The 16,769-nt window shown below is 58.6% G+C and carries 16 protein-coding genes; 14 read left to right on the top strand and 2 right to left on the bottom strand.

Annotated features, from left to right (window positions below):
* The first annotated feature begins 56 nt into the window (after positions 1 to 56).
* The 12 genes from ACR0B5_RS15405 to ACR0B5_RS15350 all read left to right on the top strand — a co-directional run bounded on the left by ACR0B5_RS15405 (position 57) and on the right by ACR0B5_RS15350 (position 13,126).
* Positions 57 to 998, top strand: coding sequence for a hypothetical protein (locus ACR0B5_RS15405; protein WP_170640203.1), 942 nt, complete (start codon positions 57 to 59; stop codon positions 996 to 998).
* Positions 985 to 1,461, top strand: coding sequence for a hypothetical protein (locus ACR0B5_RS15400; RefSeq protein WP_170640201.1), 477 nt, complete (start codon positions 985 to 987; stop codon positions 1,459 to 1,461). The genes ACR0B5_RS15405 and ACR0B5_RS15400 overlap by 14 nt, the downstream gene beginning before the upstream one ends.
* The gene (locus ACR0B5_RS15395; RefSeq protein ID WP_480541561.1) at positions 1,458 to 3,362 is read left to right on the top strand and encodes a GMC family oxidoreductase; all 1,905 of its coding nucleotides are present in this window, start codon (positions 1,458 to 1,460) and stop codon (positions 3,360 to 3,362) included. Before ACR0B5_RS15400 ends, ACR0B5_RS15395 begins: the two co-directional genes overlap by 4 nt.
* Positions 3,359 to 4,450, top strand: a complete 1,092-nt coding sequence (locus ACR0B5_RS15390; protein WP_480541559.1) for a ferritin-like domain-containing protein — start codon at positions 3,359 to 3,361, stop codon at positions 4,448 to 4,450. The genes ACR0B5_RS15395 and ACR0B5_RS15390 overlap by 4 nt, the downstream gene beginning before the upstream one ends.
* A gap of 138 nt (positions 4,451 to 4,588) precedes the next feature.
* A complete protein-coding gene (locus ACR0B5_RS15385; protein ID WP_480541557.1) occupies positions 4,589 to 5,686 on the top strand; it encodes an MHYT domain-containing protein in 1,098 nt (365 codons plus the stop codon).
* Positions 5,687 to 5,825: 139 nt separating this feature from the next.
* Entirely contained in the window at positions 5,826 to 6,659 is an 834-nt protein-coding gene (locus ACR0B5_RS15380; RefSeq protein WP_480541555.1) for an FAD binding domain-containing protein, read from the top strand.
* Positions 6,660 to 6,671: 12 nt separating this feature from the next.
* Positions 6,672 to 7,166, top strand: coding sequence for a (2Fe-2S)-binding protein (locus tag ACR0B5_RS15375; RefSeq protein ID WP_170380391.1), 495 nt, complete (start codon positions 6,672 to 6,674; stop codon positions 7,164 to 7,166).
* Entirely contained in the window at positions 7,163 to 9,580 is a 2,418-nt protein-coding gene (locus ACR0B5_RS15370; RefSeq protein WP_480541553.1) for an aerobic carbon-monoxide dehydrogenase large subunit, read from the top strand. The genes ACR0B5_RS15375 and ACR0B5_RS15370 overlap by 4 nt, the downstream gene beginning before the upstream one ends.
* Before the next feature lie 105 nt (positions 9,581 to 9,685).
* Positions 9,686 to 10,552: an AAA family ATPase gene (locus ACR0B5_RS15365; RefSeq protein WP_480526150.1), complete on the top strand. Its 867-nt coding sequence runs from the start codon at positions 9,686 to 9,688 to the stop codon at positions 10,550 to 10,552.
* Positions 10,552 to 11,742, top strand: coding sequence for a vWA domain-containing protein (locus ACR0B5_RS15360; protein WP_480541551.1), 1,191 nt, complete (start codon positions 10,552 to 10,554; stop codon positions 11,740 to 11,742). Before ACR0B5_RS15365 ends, ACR0B5_RS15360 begins: the two co-directional genes overlap by 1 nt.
* Positions 11,743 to 11,754: 12 nt before the next feature.
* Positions 11,755 to 12,567 carry an XdhC family protein gene (locus tag ACR0B5_RS15355; protein WP_480541549.1) on the top strand — a complete coding sequence of 271 codons (813 nt, stop codon included), beginning with the start codon at positions 11,755 to 11,757 and terminating at the stop codon, positions 12,565 to 12,567.
* 106 nt (positions 12,568 to 12,673) lie between these two features.
* Positions 12,674 to 13,126 (top strand): SRPBCC family protein, encoded by a 453-nt coding sequence (locus ACR0B5_RS15350; RefSeq protein ID WP_170556048.1) that lies wholly within the window; start codon positions 12,674 to 12,676, stop codon positions 13,124 to 13,126.
* A 63-nt stretch (positions 13,127 to 13,189) separates the two neighbouring features.
* Here the strand turns inward: ACR0B5_RS15350 and ACR0B5_RS15345 are convergent, their stop codons facing one another.
* Positions 13,190 to 14,119, bottom strand: a complete 930-nt coding sequence (locus ACR0B5_RS15345) for a c-type cytochrome (RefSeq protein ID WP_480541546.1) — start codon at positions 14,117 to 14,119, stop codon at positions 13,190 to 13,192.
* A 48-nt stretch (positions 14,120 to 14,167) separates the two neighbouring features.
* Here ACR0B5_RS15345 and ACR0B5_RS15340 point away from each other — a divergent pair, with 48 nt between their 5' ends.
* Positions 14,168 to 14,740, top strand: a complete 573-nt coding sequence (locus ACR0B5_RS15340; RefSeq protein WP_480541544.1) for an RNA polymerase sigma factor — start codon at positions 14,168 to 14,170, stop codon at positions 14,738 to 14,740.
* Positions 14,737 to 15,474, top strand: a complete 738-nt coding sequence (locus ACR0B5_RS15335) for an anti-sigma factor (protein WP_480541542.1) — start codon at positions 14,737 to 14,739, stop codon at positions 15,472 to 15,474. The genes ACR0B5_RS15340 and ACR0B5_RS15335 overlap by 4 nt, the downstream gene beginning before the upstream one ends.
* Before the next feature lie 91 nt (positions 15,475 to 15,565).
* Here the strand turns inward: ACR0B5_RS15335 and ACR0B5_RS15330 are convergent, their stop codons facing one another.
* The gene (locus tag ACR0B5_RS15330) at positions 15,566 to 16,729 is read right to left on the bottom strand and encodes a Hint domain-containing protein (protein ID WP_480541540.1); all 1,164 of its coding nucleotides are present in this window, start codon (positions 16,727 to 16,729) and stop codon (positions 15,566 to 15,568) included.
* Positions 16,730 to 16,769 lie beyond the last annotated feature (40 nt).

Below are 16,769 nucleotides of genomic sequence, written 5' to 3'. Positions count from 1 at the left end.
CGGGCGGAATTTGAGCAAGTAGAATTGTCACAGCCAGTGGGGGAGATCACAGCCAAATGACAAAGAAAAAAGCCAAAAGCGACCCGTGCCATCAGACGGATGTCACCGGCGTCATGCCAAAACTGCCAAAACAGTTTGACACGTTCCCCTTCTATTATGCCTCGCTGCAATGCCAATGGATGTATTGGTACACCTCGGTCGAAGTTGCCCGCCAGTTTGTGAAAGGCACCGGCCTGTGTGTCGCCGAATTTCCCGATGAAGACGGCGAGAACAAGGCCGTCATCCTGCTGAACTTCCAACGCTATACCGCGCATTATGACAACTCGCTGGGCTTCGTGAACGAGGTCGAGTTCAACCTGCTGGCCTATCCCAAGAACCGTGTGCCGGGCGTGCCGAAGATGTCCCTGACTGAGTATCTTCACGGCCGCGATCAGACGAAAACCATCGGCCATCTGCGGGTTCATGTGGCCGCCGACAACGCCATGGCCGTCAAAGCCGGGCGGCAAGCGTTCGGAGAGCCCAAGTTTCTGGGCCAGTTCAACTACAAGGTTCCTTCGCTGAATGCCAAGATGAAGGGACACCCTCCGATCTCACCCAAGAAATGGTGGATCCAACTGGTCAATCCCGACGATCCGCAAACCATCGTTTACGATCTGACGGCCGATCTGGGCAAACTCAAGGGCGATCACTGGACTCTAACCAACTGCACTCCGATCCCTGAGTTCGCTACCGGGCTTGGACGCACCGTTTGGACCCGCTGGACCATCTCGGGCCTGTTTGAAACCGCGATGTTGACCACGAAAGAGGGCAAACGCATCGCAAAAGGCTTCAAGCTGAAACTGGGGAACAACGATTTCCCGATGACCCGTGACATGCACACGCTGTTCACCGATATGACACCGGTGGCCGTGCAGGTCTTTGAAAGCCCGCCCGCCTGCTTTGAGCCGCGTGGCTTCTATGTGGACGCAATTGATGGGGATCGCCATGAAGACGCATGATGACACCCCCGAGTTTCAAGCCTTTCTGACCGTGAGCGCCGCCCTGACTGGCTATAGCAGCGCCGAACTGCAGGGCACCGGATGCGCAGGCGAATATTGGCATCAGTTCCGGCAAGTGTTGCCCGCCGAAATCCTCAAGGAGTTCCTGTCCCATTCCCACGAGCTGGGCAAGCAGGACGACGACCGGATCGTGCGTCAGACCTATCTGTCGGACAAATGCCTCGGCCCACTGTCGCGCACGCTGATTCAGCTTTGGTATACCGGCCAATGGGTGCCGCTTTCACAGGAATGGCGCGAAAGCTACGGCGCGTCGCGGTTTGATGTGGTCAAGATCATCTCGACCCGGTCCTACAAGGAAGGGCTGGTCTGGGACGCCATCGGAGCGCATCCCCAAGGGGCCAAGCAACAGGGCTTTGGCGCATGGGGCCTTGAACCTCCAAAACAGCGGGGGGCAGGCAAATGAGCGCGATTGCAGATGACGACCGGACCTATGATGTGGTCATCGTAGGAGCCGGGTTTGCCGGGGGCATTCTGGCGAAAGAGCTGGTCTCGGCCGGTCATTCGGTTCTGATCCTCGAAGCCGGGGAAGACCACGGCAAGACGTGGGAAACCTATCGCTCTTACTTGGATCAGTACTATCTGTCGCTGGCCAAGACGCCGAACTCTCCCTATCCGAACCTGCCAACCCTGCCGTCGCCTTCGGTGTTAGACATCACCGCGGTACGGGGCACCGAGCCCGATACGAACGGGTACTTCGTGCAACGCGGCCCCCTGCCCTTTGGCAGTAACTATCTGATGGCCTTTGGTGGAACCTCACTGCATTGGCTGGGCACAAGCCTGCGTATGATGCCTGCGGATTTCGAGATGCAAAGCCGATTCGGCAAAGGCGTTGACTGGCCCTTTGGCTATCAGGACCTGCGCGCGGACTATGAGCGCGCCGAGTGGGAGATCGGTGTCTCGGCCGATGCCGACGAACAGACGCCCAAGGCACTGGGTATTCGCACGTCAGGACGGCACGACAATGTCGGGTATTTCGACAAGGAATACGACTACCCGATGCATTCGATTCCGTCGTCTTACGTGGATGGCTTCTTTGCCAAGGCAGACGGGATGCCTATCGAAATCGGTGAGGATGCGACCAGCACGGTTCAACTGAAAGTCTCGCGCACGCCGCAGGGTCGGAACTCAACCCCGCGCAAGCCAAGAACGGCCAAGGGCATTCAGGTTGGCGACAAGCGCAGGCAGCAATTCCGCCCGCGCGGCGCGACCGGACCATTCGCCTATATGGGTCAGCGATGCGAGGGGAACTCAAGCTGCATTCCGATCTGCCCGATCCAGGCCAAATACAACGCGATGAAAACGCTCGAGGATGCCAAGCACGAAGCCAAGCATCAGATGGAGACGATCACGCAGGCCATCGCCTCAAAGGTCGAACTGGCCGAAAGCGGGCGTGTATCTGGTATTGTTTACAAGAAATACCCGTTCCCCGGTGTGCCTCAGTACGAACTGCGCCGGGCCAGAGGGAAGCAATATGTGCTGGCTGGCGGTGCGGTGGAAAACGTCACTCTGGCGCTGGCCTCGGGGATTTGCACCAGCAGTGACGAGCTGGGCCGCAACCTGATGGACCACCCTTACATGATGACATGGGGTGCCGCGCCAGAGCCGGTTGGCCCGTTTCGCGGGCCCGGATCGACCTCGAGCTACGCCAATTTCCGGGACGGAAACTTTAGGAACAAGAACGCGGCCTTCCGGTTGGAGATCGGTAATTGGGGCTGGAACTTTGCCGCTGGCTCTCCGAATTCAGACGTGGCGCGGCTGGTCGAGCAGGACAACCTCTATGGCACCGCCCTGCGCGACAAGCTCTATCACGATGTCCAGCGGCAGGTCCGAATTGGCACCATGGTCGAGCAACTGCCCAGAGCAACAAACCGAGTGACCATCGACCCAGCCTACCGCACACCCATGGGCGAATACCGCCCGGTGATCAGCTATGATCTGGACGACTATTCCCGCGCCGGGCTGGCCGCCGCGAATGACACCTGTGCGCAGATATTCCAGCGGCTTGGTATCAAGAACCATACCTCCTACAGCCCATCGGATGCGGGGTATTTAACTTATGATGGAAAGGGTTACACCTTCTTCGGTGCAGGCCATCTGGTCGGTACGCACAGGATTGGGACAGATCGGCACAACTCGGTCACCAATGACGAGATGCGCGCATGGGACCACGACAATCTGTGGCTGGTGGGCGCAGGCTCGATGCCGACGATTGCCACGTCCAACCCGACGCTGACGATGTCTGCCATGGCCTTCAGGGCCGCCAGAGCCATCCAGAAGGCCGTTCGGAAAGGGGGTGCGAAATGAGTTCGAAAAAGAAACTGGACGCCGCGCGCAAAAATCTCTGCAAACATCTGCAAGACGCCTTGATGCTGGAGCTTTCGACAATCCCGCCCTACGCGACAGCCTGCTATTCGATCCTGGAGCAAGGGCAATACGACCGGTCCGAGCCGACCACCGTGAATGCCGAGCCGATCGAGGTGATCCGCCAGGTCATGGTCGAAGAGATGCTGCATATGGTTCTTGCGGCGAATGTGATGAACGCGATCGGGGGTACGCCTCAGCTGAACAATCCAAACTTGCTGCCGAAATACCCGACAGAGTTACTGAACGGGGCCGGGCCAGAGGTGCGTCTGCGTAAGTTCTCGCCCAAACAGGTCAAAAGCTTTCGCAAGATCGAAACCGCGCCGAAAGACCTCCGCAAGGCATTAAGGGGGCACTACTCCACCATCGGCGGATTCTACGCCTATGTCAGGAAGCTGCTGGAAGAAGCGTGTAAGGAGTTTGGAGACAAAGAGATCTTCATCGGCGACCCCGCGCGTCAAATCACCAATGACGACTATTTCGGCGCAGGCGGTGAAGTTGTCGAGATCACCGGCACACCCGCGCAACGTCGCAAAGCGGCTTTTGATGCCATCCAAAAGATTATGGAAGAGGGCGAAGGCGCAGATCTGGGTGGCAAAGCGGGTGACGGAGACACCATTCCGGGGCCAGCTGGCCATGAGGACGTTGCACATTTCTTCAAGTTCAACGAAATCCTTCACAGCCGCTATTATCGCCCCGAAGATCTGGTGACCGACCCTCCGACTGGCGGTGACCTGATCGTCGATTGGAGCGCAGTCTCTCCGATGAAAGACGACCCCAGCGAGGAAAACTATGAATCCGCACCCGAAATCGCCGCGATCTCGGCCGAGTTCAACGCCGCGTGGTCCGGTTTGCTGGACGGTCTGCACATCGCCTTCAACGAGGATAAATCCGCTTTGCGCGACCTTGTTCCCGCGATGTATTCGATCAAGTCGCTGGCGCAAAAGCTGATGCGCATTCCATTGCCGGACGGATCGGGCGAGACAGCAGGGCCGACATGGACCTACCTTGCGCCGAAAAAGCGGGGCTGACCTGTAGCCAAAAAACCGGCGAGACCCGTTTATGCGCCTCAGTCGAAACAGGTGTCTTCCGCTAAGTCCAACAAAGATTGTGCGGAGAATTTCAGTTTGATAACGTCATGATCGCGCTGGGGAGGGCGCGGCATCTCAATGTTGGACTATTCGCACAATGCGTGGCTCGTGGCGGCCTCGTTGGCCGTGGCGCTGATGGCCGGCTTTACCGGTCTGTACCTGACGCATGGCGCGTCGAAACTGGACAATCAACGGCGCAAGTTCATCGTCGCCCTCGCAGCCGTGATACTGGGTGGCGGTATCTGGTCCATGCATTTCGTTGCCATGCTGGGCCTGCAACTGCCGATCCTGTTTTATTACGACGCGCTGGTGACGCTGATCTCGGCGCTTGTTGCCATCCTTATGGTGGGACTGGCGCTGCTGCTTTTGCATTTCCGTCCCAGAACCCCGCCGACCATCGTTGGCGCGGGCGTGATCGTGGGGCTTGGCATCGTTGTCATGCACTATGTCGGCATGGCCGGGATGCAGCTGTGCCGACCCGTCTACAGCCTGTTCGACATCGTTTTGTCGACCGCGGCCTCGGTTGTTCTGTCGGTTCTGGCGATCTGGGTGGCCTATGACAGCCGAACCCATCGGAACATCCTACTGGGCACGGCCTGTTTCGGCATCGCGGTGTTTTCCATGCACTTCGTCGCGACCGGTCTCACGGATTTCGTCGCAACCGAGACTGCCGGGGCTGCGGGGCCTGCGCTGGACAACCAGATTCTGGCGATGGGCGTCACGGTTGCAGTCTTCCTGATCTGTGGGGCCTTCCTTCTGACCGGGATCACTTTCATTGAACCCAAGCCTGAACCCGCCGTAGTCTCCACACCCGAACCTCAACCTGAACCGACCCCAACCCTACGCGCCGGGGTGCCTTTTGAACGCGAAGGTCAGACCTTCTTTGCCGAACCCGCCCAAATTGCCGCCATCCGGGCCGAGGGGCATTACACCATTCTCTATATCGATTCCGAGAAACTGTTCTGCCCCTGGTCCATCACCGAGGCCGAGACACGCCTGCAACCCGATGGCTTCCTGCGCGCCCATCGAAGTTATTTGGTGAACCCCAAACATGTCTCAAGCTTTGAGAGGCACAAGGACAACGGGACATGCTATTTCGACTCTGTCGAGGCGCTCAGCAAGGTACCTGTCAGCCGATCTCGCCTCTCAGACATCCGCGACGCTTTGGGCCTTTGATCGCAACTCGTGCAGCTCATTCGCATTTCGTGAAACAAGCTGCGCGCCCCGTTCCCTGCGGCTGGAAACGCTGAGCGCGCCCCTCTTTCCTGATTGAAGGTACCCCAAGGTATACCGCTTGGACCCAGGGAGGAAAAACATGATACCAGCCGGTTTTGAGTATCACCGGCCAGGCGACATCGCCTCGGCCATCGGCATTTTGCAAGAACACGGAGACGAAGCGCGCGTGATCGCGGGCGGGCACAGCCTGATCCCGATGATGAAGCTGCGCATGGCCGAGATGGGCCACCTGATCGATCTTCAGGCCATCGATGAACTAAAAGGCATCGAGGTCGGGTCCGATACCGTGACCCTAGGAGCCATGGTGACGCAGCATGAGTTGATCACCCATGACGGTCTCGCCACTGCCATTCCGCTGATCCGCGAGGCGGCCTTGCAGATCGCCGACCCTCAGGTCCGTTACATGGGCACCGTCGGTGGCAATGTCGCCAATGGTGATCCTGGCAATGACATGCCGGGTTTGATGCAGTGCCTGAACGCGTCATTTGAATTGTCCGGCCCCGATGGGGCACGCAGTGTCGCCGCACGTGAGTTTTACGAGGCCGCCTATTTCACCGCGCGCGAGGATGAGGAAATTCTAACCCGGATTTCGATCCCTGTGCCGGGGGCCGGTGTCGGTCAGGCGTATGAGAAGCAAAAGCGCAAGATCGGGGATTATGCGACGGCCGCCGCCGCTGTGATGGTCGGTAACGGCACGGCCTCGGTTGCGATGACCAACCTGGCGGACACTCCGATCTGGTCCGAAAGCGCCAGCGCTGCATTGGCCAATGGCGATGTGGACGGCTGTGTTGCCGCCATGCTGGATGCCATTGAACCCGTGGCCGACAACCGTGGACCTGTCGAATTCAAGAAACATGTGGCCGCCGTGATGCTGCGCCGCGCCATCGACCGCGCGCAAAGCCGCGCGGGTTGAGGGGAGGATAAAATGTCGAAAATGCACGTCAAACTCACCGTGAACGGCAAAGAGGTCGAAGGTCTGGCCGAGCCGCGCACGTTGCTGATCCACTTCCTGCGGGAAGATCTTAAAATCACCGGCCCTCATATCGGCTGCGAGACCAGCCATTGCGGAGCTTGCACGGTCGATATTGATGGCAAATCCGTCAAATCCTGCACGACCTTTGTAGCGCAAGTGAACGGAGCCGATATCACCACCGTCGAAGGCCTCACCAATGACGATGGCAGCCTTGGCGTATTGCAGGAAATGTTCCGCGAGCATCACGGGCTGCAATGTGGCTTCTGCACGCCTGGGATGATTACTCGCGCACACCGCTTGCTGCAGGAAAACCCGAACCCGTCTGAGGAAGATATCCGTTTCGGCATGGCTGGAAACCTTTGCCGCTGCACCGGATACCAGAACATCGTCAAGGCGATCTCGGCTTCGGCTGACATGCTGAACGCTCAGAAGGAGGCTGCGGAATGAACGATCAAACTCTGACCCCCGAAGAACGCGCCGCCAATCTCAAAGGGATGGGCAGCTCTCGCAAACGCGTCGAGGATGTGCGCTTTACCCAAGGCAAGGGAAATTATGTCGACGACATCAAGCTGGACGGGATGCTGTTCGGCGACTTTGTGCGCTCCCCCTACGCACATGCCCGCGTTGTCAGCGTGAAAAAAGAGGCTGCCTTGGCGATGCCCGGCGTGATCGCTGTTCTGACAGCCGAGGATCTGGCCCCGCTGGGCCTGCATTGGATGCCAACGCTGGCCGGTGACAAGCAGATGGTTCTGGCAGACGGCAAGGTGCTGTTCCAAGGCCAGGAAGTCGCTTTTGTCGTCGCCGAAGACCGCTATATCGCAGCCGATGCGGTGGAGTTGGTTGAGGTTGACTACGAAGAACTACCTGTTCTGACCGATCCGTTTGAGGCTCTGAAATCCGATGTGGTCCTGCGCGAAGACCTTGAAGGTCAGACCGAAGGTGCGCATGGCCCTCGCAAGCATCACAACCACATCTTCACCTGGGAACAGGGCGACAAAGACGCGACCGAGGCCATTCTGGCCGAGGCCGATGTGGTCGCCGAAGAGATGGTCTACTACCACCGCACCCATCCTTGCCCGCTGGAGACCTGCGGCTCGGTGGCTAGCATGGACAAGGTGACCGGCAAGCTGACACTGTATGGTACGTTTCAAGCGCCACATGCGATCCGGACGGTTGTCTCGCTGATCTCCGGCATCGCCGAGCACAATATCCGCGTCATCAGCCCCGATATCGGTGGCGGTTTCGGCAATAAGGTTGGAGCTTATGCGGGCTATGTCTGCTCGGTCGTGGCCTCGATTGTCACCGGCAAGCCGGTGAAATGGGTCGAGGATCGGATGGAGAACCTGATGTCCACCGCCTTTGCCCGCGACTACTGGATGCAGGGCAAGATCGCGGCCACCAAGGACGGCAAGATCACCGGCCTGTGGTGTCACACCACTGCCGACCATGGCGGCTTTGACGCTTGTGCGGACCCGACCAAGTTCCCTGCTGGGTTCATGAACATCTGCACCGGTTCCTATGACATCCCCACCGCTTATCTGGCCGTGGATGGTGTCTATACCAACAAGGCTCCGGGCGGAGTGGCATATCGCTGTTCCTTCCGCGTGACTGAGGCCGCTTATTTCATCGAACGCATGATCGAAGTTCTGGCCATCAAGCTGAACATGGACGCGGCCGAGCTGCGCCGGATAAACTTCATCAAGGCCGATCAGTTCCCGTATCAGTCGGCACTGGGCTGGGAGTATGACTCGGGCGACTATCACACAGCTTGGGACAAGGCGCTGAAGGCCGTGGACTATGAAGGTCTGCGGGCAGAACAGGCGCAACGGGTTGAGGACTTCAAGGCTGGCAAAACCCGCAAGCTGCTTGGTATTGGTCTGACGCATTTCACCGAAATCGTGGGTGCCGGGCCAGTGAAGAACTGCGATATTCTTGGGCTTGGTATGTTCGACAGTTGCGAAATCCGGATCCACCCAACTGGTTCGGCCATTGCGCGGCTAGGGACGATCTCTCAGGGTCAGGGCCACGCCACGACCTTTGCCCAGATCATCGCCAGTGAGATCGGCTTACCCGCCGATGACATCACTCTGGAGGAAGGCGACACCGACACCGCACCTTACGGTCTTGGGACATATGGGTCTCGATCCACGCCTGTGGCTGGTGCGGCGACAGCTATGGCCGCGCGCAAAATCCGCGCCAAGGCGCAGATGATCGCGGCTTACCTGCTTGAGGTCCACGACGACGATGTCGAATGGGATGTGGATCGGTTCTCGGTCAAAGGTGCGCCCGAGCGGTTCAAGACAATGAAGGAAATCGCCTTCGCCGCCTATAACCAAGCGATCCCGGGACTGGAACCCGGTCTGGAGGCGGTCAGCTACTATGACCCACCGAACATGACATACCCATTCGGGGCCTATATCTGCGTGATGGAGATCGACGTGGATACCGGCGAGTGGGACGTTCGGAAGTTCTATGCGCTGGACGATTGCGGCACCCGGATCAACCCGATGATCATCGACGGGCAGGTTCATGGAGGCGTGACCGAGGCCTTGGCCATCGCAATGGGGCAGGAAATTGCCTATGATGAGATGGGCAATGTGAAGACCGGCACGCTGATGGACTTCTTCCTGCCGACCGCGTGGGAGACGCCGAACTATATCACCGACTACACGGTGACCCCTTCCCCGCACCATCCGATTGGCGCGAAGGGGGTTGGGGAAAGCCCGAATGTGGGTGGCGTGCCCTGTTTCTCAAACGCGGTGCATGATGCGTTCCGACCCTTCGGGTTGGTGCAAAGCCATATGCCGCATGACCACTGGCGCATCTGGAAGATCGCCAATGGGTTGGGGATGCACGGGTAATCGGGTTCGGATAGGCTTGACCGATCCGACCGAACGGAGGAGGGCCAGCCCCCCTCCGAACCTCCCCCGGGATATTTTTAGCCAGATGAAGAATGGATCCTGGTTTTGACTTTGAGTGATGTGCAGAACGGGTTGGCCGCGCAGGGCTATGTCGCTGATGATCGATTGGCGATGGCGCTGCATCTGGCGCAGGCTTTGGGGCGGCCCTTGCTGCTGGAAGGTCCGGCAGGCGTTGGAAAGACCGAAGTCGCGAAGGCTCTGGCTGCCCAACACGACGCGCGCTTGATCCGCTTGCAGTGTTATGAGGGGCTGGATGCCAGCCACGCCATTTACGAATGGAACTATCAGCGCCAATTGCTGGCCATCCGCGCGAGCGAAGCCCAAGGTGGCACAAGCGAAGCGCAGTTGTTCTCGGATGATTACCTTCTGAAACGGCCCCTTTTGGAGGCGATCAGTGAAGAGGACTCTCCGGTCCTTCTCATTGATGAAATAGACCGTGCGGATGAGGAGTTCGAGGCCTACCTTCTTGAAATATTGTCAGATTTTCAGATCACGATCCCGGAGCTTGGGACGATCAAGGCGCGCTCCCGCCCGATTGTGATCCTGACGGCCAATGGCACGCGGGACCTTTCCGACGCATTGCGGCGGCGGTGTTTGTATAGCTATCTCGGCTATCCTTCGCGCGAGACAGAGATGGCCATTCTGAAGGCGCGTATGCCCTCTGTTGAAGGGTTGTTGGCACGTCAGATCGTCGGGGTTGTTCAGGCCATGCGCAAGGAAGACCTCGAGAAAACGCCGGGCATTGCCGAAATGCTGGACTGGGCCGCCGCCCTGTCTGGGCTAGGTGTGAACGACATGGCCCAGTCTCGGGGCGAAGTGCAGGCGACACTGGTGTGTCTGCTGAAAACGGCCGCCGACTATGATGCTGCCCCGCCTGAGGTTCTGGATCGCTTGATCGGGAAGGTTGCGTGATGCAGGTCACCCGGTTCCCTTCCCGCGCGGCAAGCTTGTCGGACCGCATGAGCGGCTTCATGGCCCATCTTAGGATGAACGGATTGCGCGTGGGTCCCGCCGAAACCTGTGACGCGCTGGCCGCCTTGGCGGCGGTCGAAGCAACCGATGCGACACAGGCCAGGCAGGCCTTGTGCGTGTTGCTGACAGGCAGCGCCGAGGATTGGCGACGCTTTGATGAGCTGTTCGACGCCTACTGGTTCAATGTCGGCAAGCAGCGCAGTGGGACAGCGCAGACCGCTCATGTACGGGTGCAGTCGGCGAAACCGAAGATCTGGCAGCAGCAAACACAAGACGAACAGGATCCGCAAACGGATAGAGATCAGGCAGCCGCCACTCCTGATCCGGGCGACGGGGAGGCCGAAGGGATGGATGGGAAGCTGATTGCGACCCGAACGGCCAACCTGTCGCGCCGGGATCTGCGTGAATTGATGGATGACGAGTCGCTGAGACAGGCCGAACGGGCCGCAACCCAGCTGGCCCGGGCGATCCGCGACCGCCGCTCGCGTCGACATAAACAGGCGCAGCGTGGTCGGACGTTGGACATGCGACGGATACAACGGGCCAGTCTGGCGCGGGGTGGAGAGCCGATGGACCTCTATCGCCGTGCGCGACCGCCGCGACCGATGCGGATCGTTGCGCTATGCGATGTCAGTGGGTCGATGACCGTTTATTCCCGAGTCTTCCTGGCGTTTCTCAAGGGCCTGATCGGCAGCGGAACTGAAGCCGACGCCTATCTGTTCCACACCCGTCTGATGCGCGTGACGGACGCGCTGCGCGATCACGACTCAATCCGTGCCGCCGGGCGGCTTTCACTGATGGCCGAGGGGTTTGGCGGCGGGACCGACATCACTGGCAGTCTCGAAAGCTTTCTGGACGGCTACGGCGCGCGGGCGCTGAATGGACGGACGATCGTGCTGATCTTGTCGGATGGGTATTGCAGCACGGCTCCGCAGGCCTTGGGGCAGGTTCTGGAACGGATTCAACGCAAAGCGCGCCGGGTCGTTTGGCTGAACCCGCTGAAAGGTTGGCAGAATTACCAACCTGTTGCCGCTGCCATGCAGGCCGCAGAACCCCATCTGGACGCCCATCTGCCCGCCAATACGCTTGCGGCGTTAGCGGCGCTCGAACCTGAATTCAGAAAACTGTGAAAGGATATACCGATGGCAGGTTTCGACATTTTCGACACGATTGAAGAGATGCGCCGCACCGGCGATGCCTTTTGCGTGGCGACAGTTCTGCGCACTGCCGATGCGACCTCGGCAAAGGCCGGAGGCAAGGCCGCCATCACCCGCGACGGTACGGTTCTGGGCCATCTGGGGGGTGCCTGCGTACAACGGGCCGTACGCGCCGCGGCACAAGAGGCGTTGATGTCGGGTGAGCCGAAAATGATCCGCGTCAAACCCTCGGACAAGGTTGTGTCTATGGCCGACCCGGACGGTGTTCAGACCTACAAAAGCGGGTGCCCATCCGGAGGGACAGTGGACATGCTGATCGAACCCTATCAACACGCTCCGCGCTTGATCATATTCGGAGACTCTCCGATCGCGCAGGCGTTGGCGTCCCATGCGGCACTGGCTGGGTTGCGCGTGTGTTTGCCTGAGGGTGCTGAAAACACGGTGAAATACACCCCCTTTGATCCCAACGACCTGAACGCATTGGGCGTTGAAGCGCGTGATTTTGTTGTGGTGGCGTCGCAAGGCAAAGGCGACGGAGCGGCATTGAAAGCTGCACTGCAGTCACCCGCGCGCCGCGTGTCGATGGTTGCAAGCCGCCGCAAGGCCGAAGTGCTGTGTGCCAAACTGGAAACACAAGGGCTGAGCACAGAGCAGACCAAGCGACTGAAATCGCCCGCCGGGTTGGATATCCACGCCATCGACCCGCATGAAATCGCGCTTTCGATTTTGGCTGAAATCATCATGTGGCGCAATTCTGACAAATCCCAGGAGACATCCCATGATGAGAAAATGGCTTAGCTGGCTGCACGCTTTGAAGGCGGCGCAGCCCGAGTTGACCGCGGAGGAGGCGACCGAAAAAGCCCTTCGTGTCTTTCCGAAATGTTGTTGAAAAAGGACCCCCCAGATGGAACTCACTGACGAAATCCGCATCGCTGCCCCCAAGGATGCCGTTTACCGTGCGCTCAACGACCCCGATGTGCTGCGCGAATGCATTCCGGGCTGCGAAGAGTTGATCCAGCATTCGCCTGAACATCTCGAGGCCAAAGTCGTCTTGAAAATCGGACCAGTAAAAGCCCGCTTTAACGGCGAGGTGACGCTGGACAACTCCCAGGCGCCAGATGCGTTTTCGCTGTCCGGCGAAGGCAAAGGCGGCGCGGCTGGTTTTGCCAAAGGCGGCGCAGATGTATCCCTGACCGCCGACGGGGATGAGACGGTTCTGTCGTACACCGCCAAGGTCACGATCGGCGGTAAGATCGCGCAATTGGGCAGCCGCCTGATCGCAGGGACGGCCAAAAAGCTATCCGGCAAGTTCTTCGACAAGTTCGGAGAAGTCGTTGCAGAACAGTTCGTTCAATAGGCGTTGCACCTAACGTACATCGAGCGGATGTGGCAGGGTCTGCCACACCGCCTATGATTTCCGTCAGCCCTGGGCCTCATCCTGCATGTAGACGATGACATTGGTGATATCGGCCTCTTTCTTCAGGCCGGGGAACTGCATTTTATTGCCGGGCAGAAACCCTTTGGGGTCGGTCAGAAATGCCGCCAGATTTTCCGGCGTCCAGACAAGATCGGCATTGGCAAGCGGGCCGGAATATTTGAACCCGCCCACCTGCCCCGCAGTGGCACCCACCACATTGAAAAGCGAGGGCCCTAAGCCATTACGGCCTTCTTTCAGCTGATGGCAGGCCTTGCACTTGCGAAAGACCTTCTTGCCCGCTTTGAGGTCCCCCTCCACTGAGGCGATTGCGACGGGCGCGGCTTCGGCCTTGTTTTCGTCCATGGTAAACACAAGACGTGCGGTGATCGGTACGGTCCGTGTGATGCCGGGCAGATCGGCCAGTTCCATCAGCTTGTCGACGCCTGCATCCGCGCCTGCATCCTCGGTGCTGAGAAAGACCATATCATTGGTGGAAACCATAACCGACGTCTCGGTCAGTCGGACCACGAACATCTCAGCGTCGAACTCGATCTCGGTCCCGATCAGAGACAACGCGACCTCGACATCGATGATCGACGATGCGCCCACGGCAAGTCCCGAGACCTCATCCATGTCGAATTCAGCGGTCAAAGCAGCGGTGCCCGCCTTGCGGAACACGTATTCGATCATCCGTTCGTTGCGAATGTCGATATTGGTTTCTACCGAGGACAGATCAATCTCGATCTCGGCCTTGCCATCGGGGCTGACATGACCGCTGAGCCCGGTGAAGGAATTGACCTCGCCCACCTTGTCTTTCTTGATCGTGCCATAAGCCAGGTGCGAGGCATCCGAGGACAAAGTCCAACTTTCCGAAAGAGCCGGGGTTGCAACAATTGCAGACGCAATCGTGACTGCTTTCAACAGAAGTTTCATTTCTTTTCTCCTCAGGCTATGTAAATCCTGACCCCGCGGGCCCGGTCCGTGAAAGACAAACACACACAGGTCGCGATTTATTCGATGAGTGGTGAAATCAGCTCGGAACAGGCCGTGCGCGGCGCGATCCAGACGCATTCGAAACGCGTGTGGCGGTTCGGGCTTGCCCTGTCGGGGGCCCGGGATGTGGCCGACGACCTTTTGCAATCCACATGCCTGCGCGCGCTTGAGCGTCACCATCAGGTGATATCCCATGACAGGTTGGACAGCTGGCTGATGACGATCTGCCGCTCGATCTGGCTGAATGAGGTGCGCGCGCGCTCGGTTCGCAAGGCGCAGGCCTTGTCTGTGACCCCAGAAACCGAATTAATTGCAACAGGACCGGATTCAGAAACGAATATTTTCGCGGCTGAAGTGTTTACTCAAGTGATGCACCTGCCAGAGGCACAGCGCGAGACCGTGATGCTTGTCTTCGTGGAAGGGTATAGCTATCGCGAGGCAGCAACCTTGCTTGAGGTGCCGATTGGAACAATCATGAGCCGACTATCTACGGCTCGGCAGAAACTGAAAACCGTGATGCAGCACGAGGCTGCGGACGCCGTTCGACGGGGTGGCAAATGACGTTTTCCGATGAAACGCTGCTGGCGTATCTGAATGGAAATCTGGGCGAGACCGAGGCGCAAGAGATCGAGAGCGCGGTCGAAGCCGATCCAGAACTGGAACAGCGCCTGATGGCGCTTGATCCGTTTGCACCCGTTGTGCATTCGGTCTTCAAGGATGTTCCGCAGGATGCGCCTCAGATCACCTTGCCGGACCGCGCGACGTCTCAACCCGCGTCTCAACCTTTTCGATTGCTGGCCGTTGCGGCCTCGGTCGCGATTGTGGCGGTCTCGGCGACGTTGTGGGCGACACGACCCGCGCCGCTAGGTTGGGCGCAACAGGCGGCAATCTACCAATCGCTCTATGTGCCTGAAACAATAGCCACTCTGGACACCGCACCCGAGGCGCTTGAGGCCCAGTTTGCTCAGGCCGAGGCCACGCTGGGTCGATCACTGAATCGCGAAGCCCTGAGCGCCTTGCCGGGGGCCAAGCTGAAGCGGGCTCAGGTTCTGTCTTTCAAGGGCAAGCCACTGGTTCAGGTCGTCTTTGCAGATGATCAGGGGCGGCCTTTCGCCTTTTGCGTGATCCGTCAAGGGCCTGGGGCACCGGACAAGGATGTGAACCTTGCCGTTCTCAGCGGGCTGGCAACGGCCACTTGGGCGGAAGACGGCTATGGCTACATGATCATCGGTGCCGATGGGCAGAGCGATCTGAGCGATCGCCTGACAGCATTTTCCGAGGCAATTGCAAGCTAAATGCGTCTTGGCTTTGGCCAATCGCGGAGGCCAAAGAATACACCACATCGGACTTTCGAAACGAATAGCGAAATGACCGAGTTGTGAACGCTTAATGCAGGCGGTTCGATGGCGAGGGCGCGTCCTCGAGAACCAGCTTTCCGTTCTTCAGATGCCGCTCGACGAACTTCTTCTGCAAACGACCGGCTGGCACGGGATATGCCGTTTCCTGGGCGTAGCCCTGACGTTTCACTTCCGGGAAGAGGGTGAATATTTCTTCTCGGGCCTCTTCCGATATTGTCTTAATTGCTTCAGGGCCTGTGAACAAACTTTCCGAGGGGGCACCATCGGCAAAAATGACCTCGTGCTGATCGAAGAGAAGGTGGAAATAGACAACCTCGGTGATCTCTTCATCCACATAGATCCCAGGTAGCGCGGCCAGCTTTATTGCCGACACAAGGACATCGGGACTGCCGAACATACGCTCGGACACTTTGGAAGACACCAACATGCGGTGTTGTCTGGACACCAGCAGGTCTTTTGCCGGAAGCCCCTGCCCAAGCGCGCCGGCAGAGATACGGACAGGTCGTAGTTTTTCCGCAGCTACACCTTGGGCCGTGAAGTCCACCGTCTTGGAACCAACCCACCGCAACCGCTGCGGGCCATTTCCCTTGGTCAGAACGACATCCCCCACGGACAAATCTTCAACAGCGGTTGGGCCGTTCGGCGTTTCAATCATGGTTCCCGCGCACAAACACAGAATATCGCCTGAGATATCGCCAAAGCCGATTGCACCGGTATTGGCACCCGAAGACAGACCCCCTTCAAAGATGACCTCAATCCGGGACACCGGGCCTGCAATGGAAACGGTCAGCGAATCTGGCGCGCCCGGTCCTTCGACACCCGGAGACACATTCCCGTTGGCTTCGACCGTGTTGCCGGTCTGGACGTGAAATGGGCTGAGGTTGGAGAAAACAACCGGGACCGGATTGTCGTTCACATCAAACGCCAGAACCGTCACTCTATCGTCGAAAGAGAATTCGTTGCTGTCCAAATCCAGAATTTCGAACGTCACGTTTTTAACAGCGGTTGAAAACGTCACCTCTGATGTCGCAGGGCCCGGGATGCCCGAAACAAACAGGTTTCCACCAAGAAACCCATTGAAGAATACCCCTGGATCAGAGGCCACGGTTAGCGTCGACGAGTTCGAACCGTCTGTCAGCACGGTCGAACTGTTCGCACTGCCCAGAGTTGACCAATCAAACAGGAATGGCATTACTGCGTCTCTCAAACCACTTAAACTGTGTAAAACAAGG

Source organism: Ruegeria sp. AG1 (assembly GCF_056541705.1).
The sequence above is the reverse complement of the archived record's forward strand: the minus strand, read 5'-3'. Positions and strand labels throughout refer to the sequence as shown.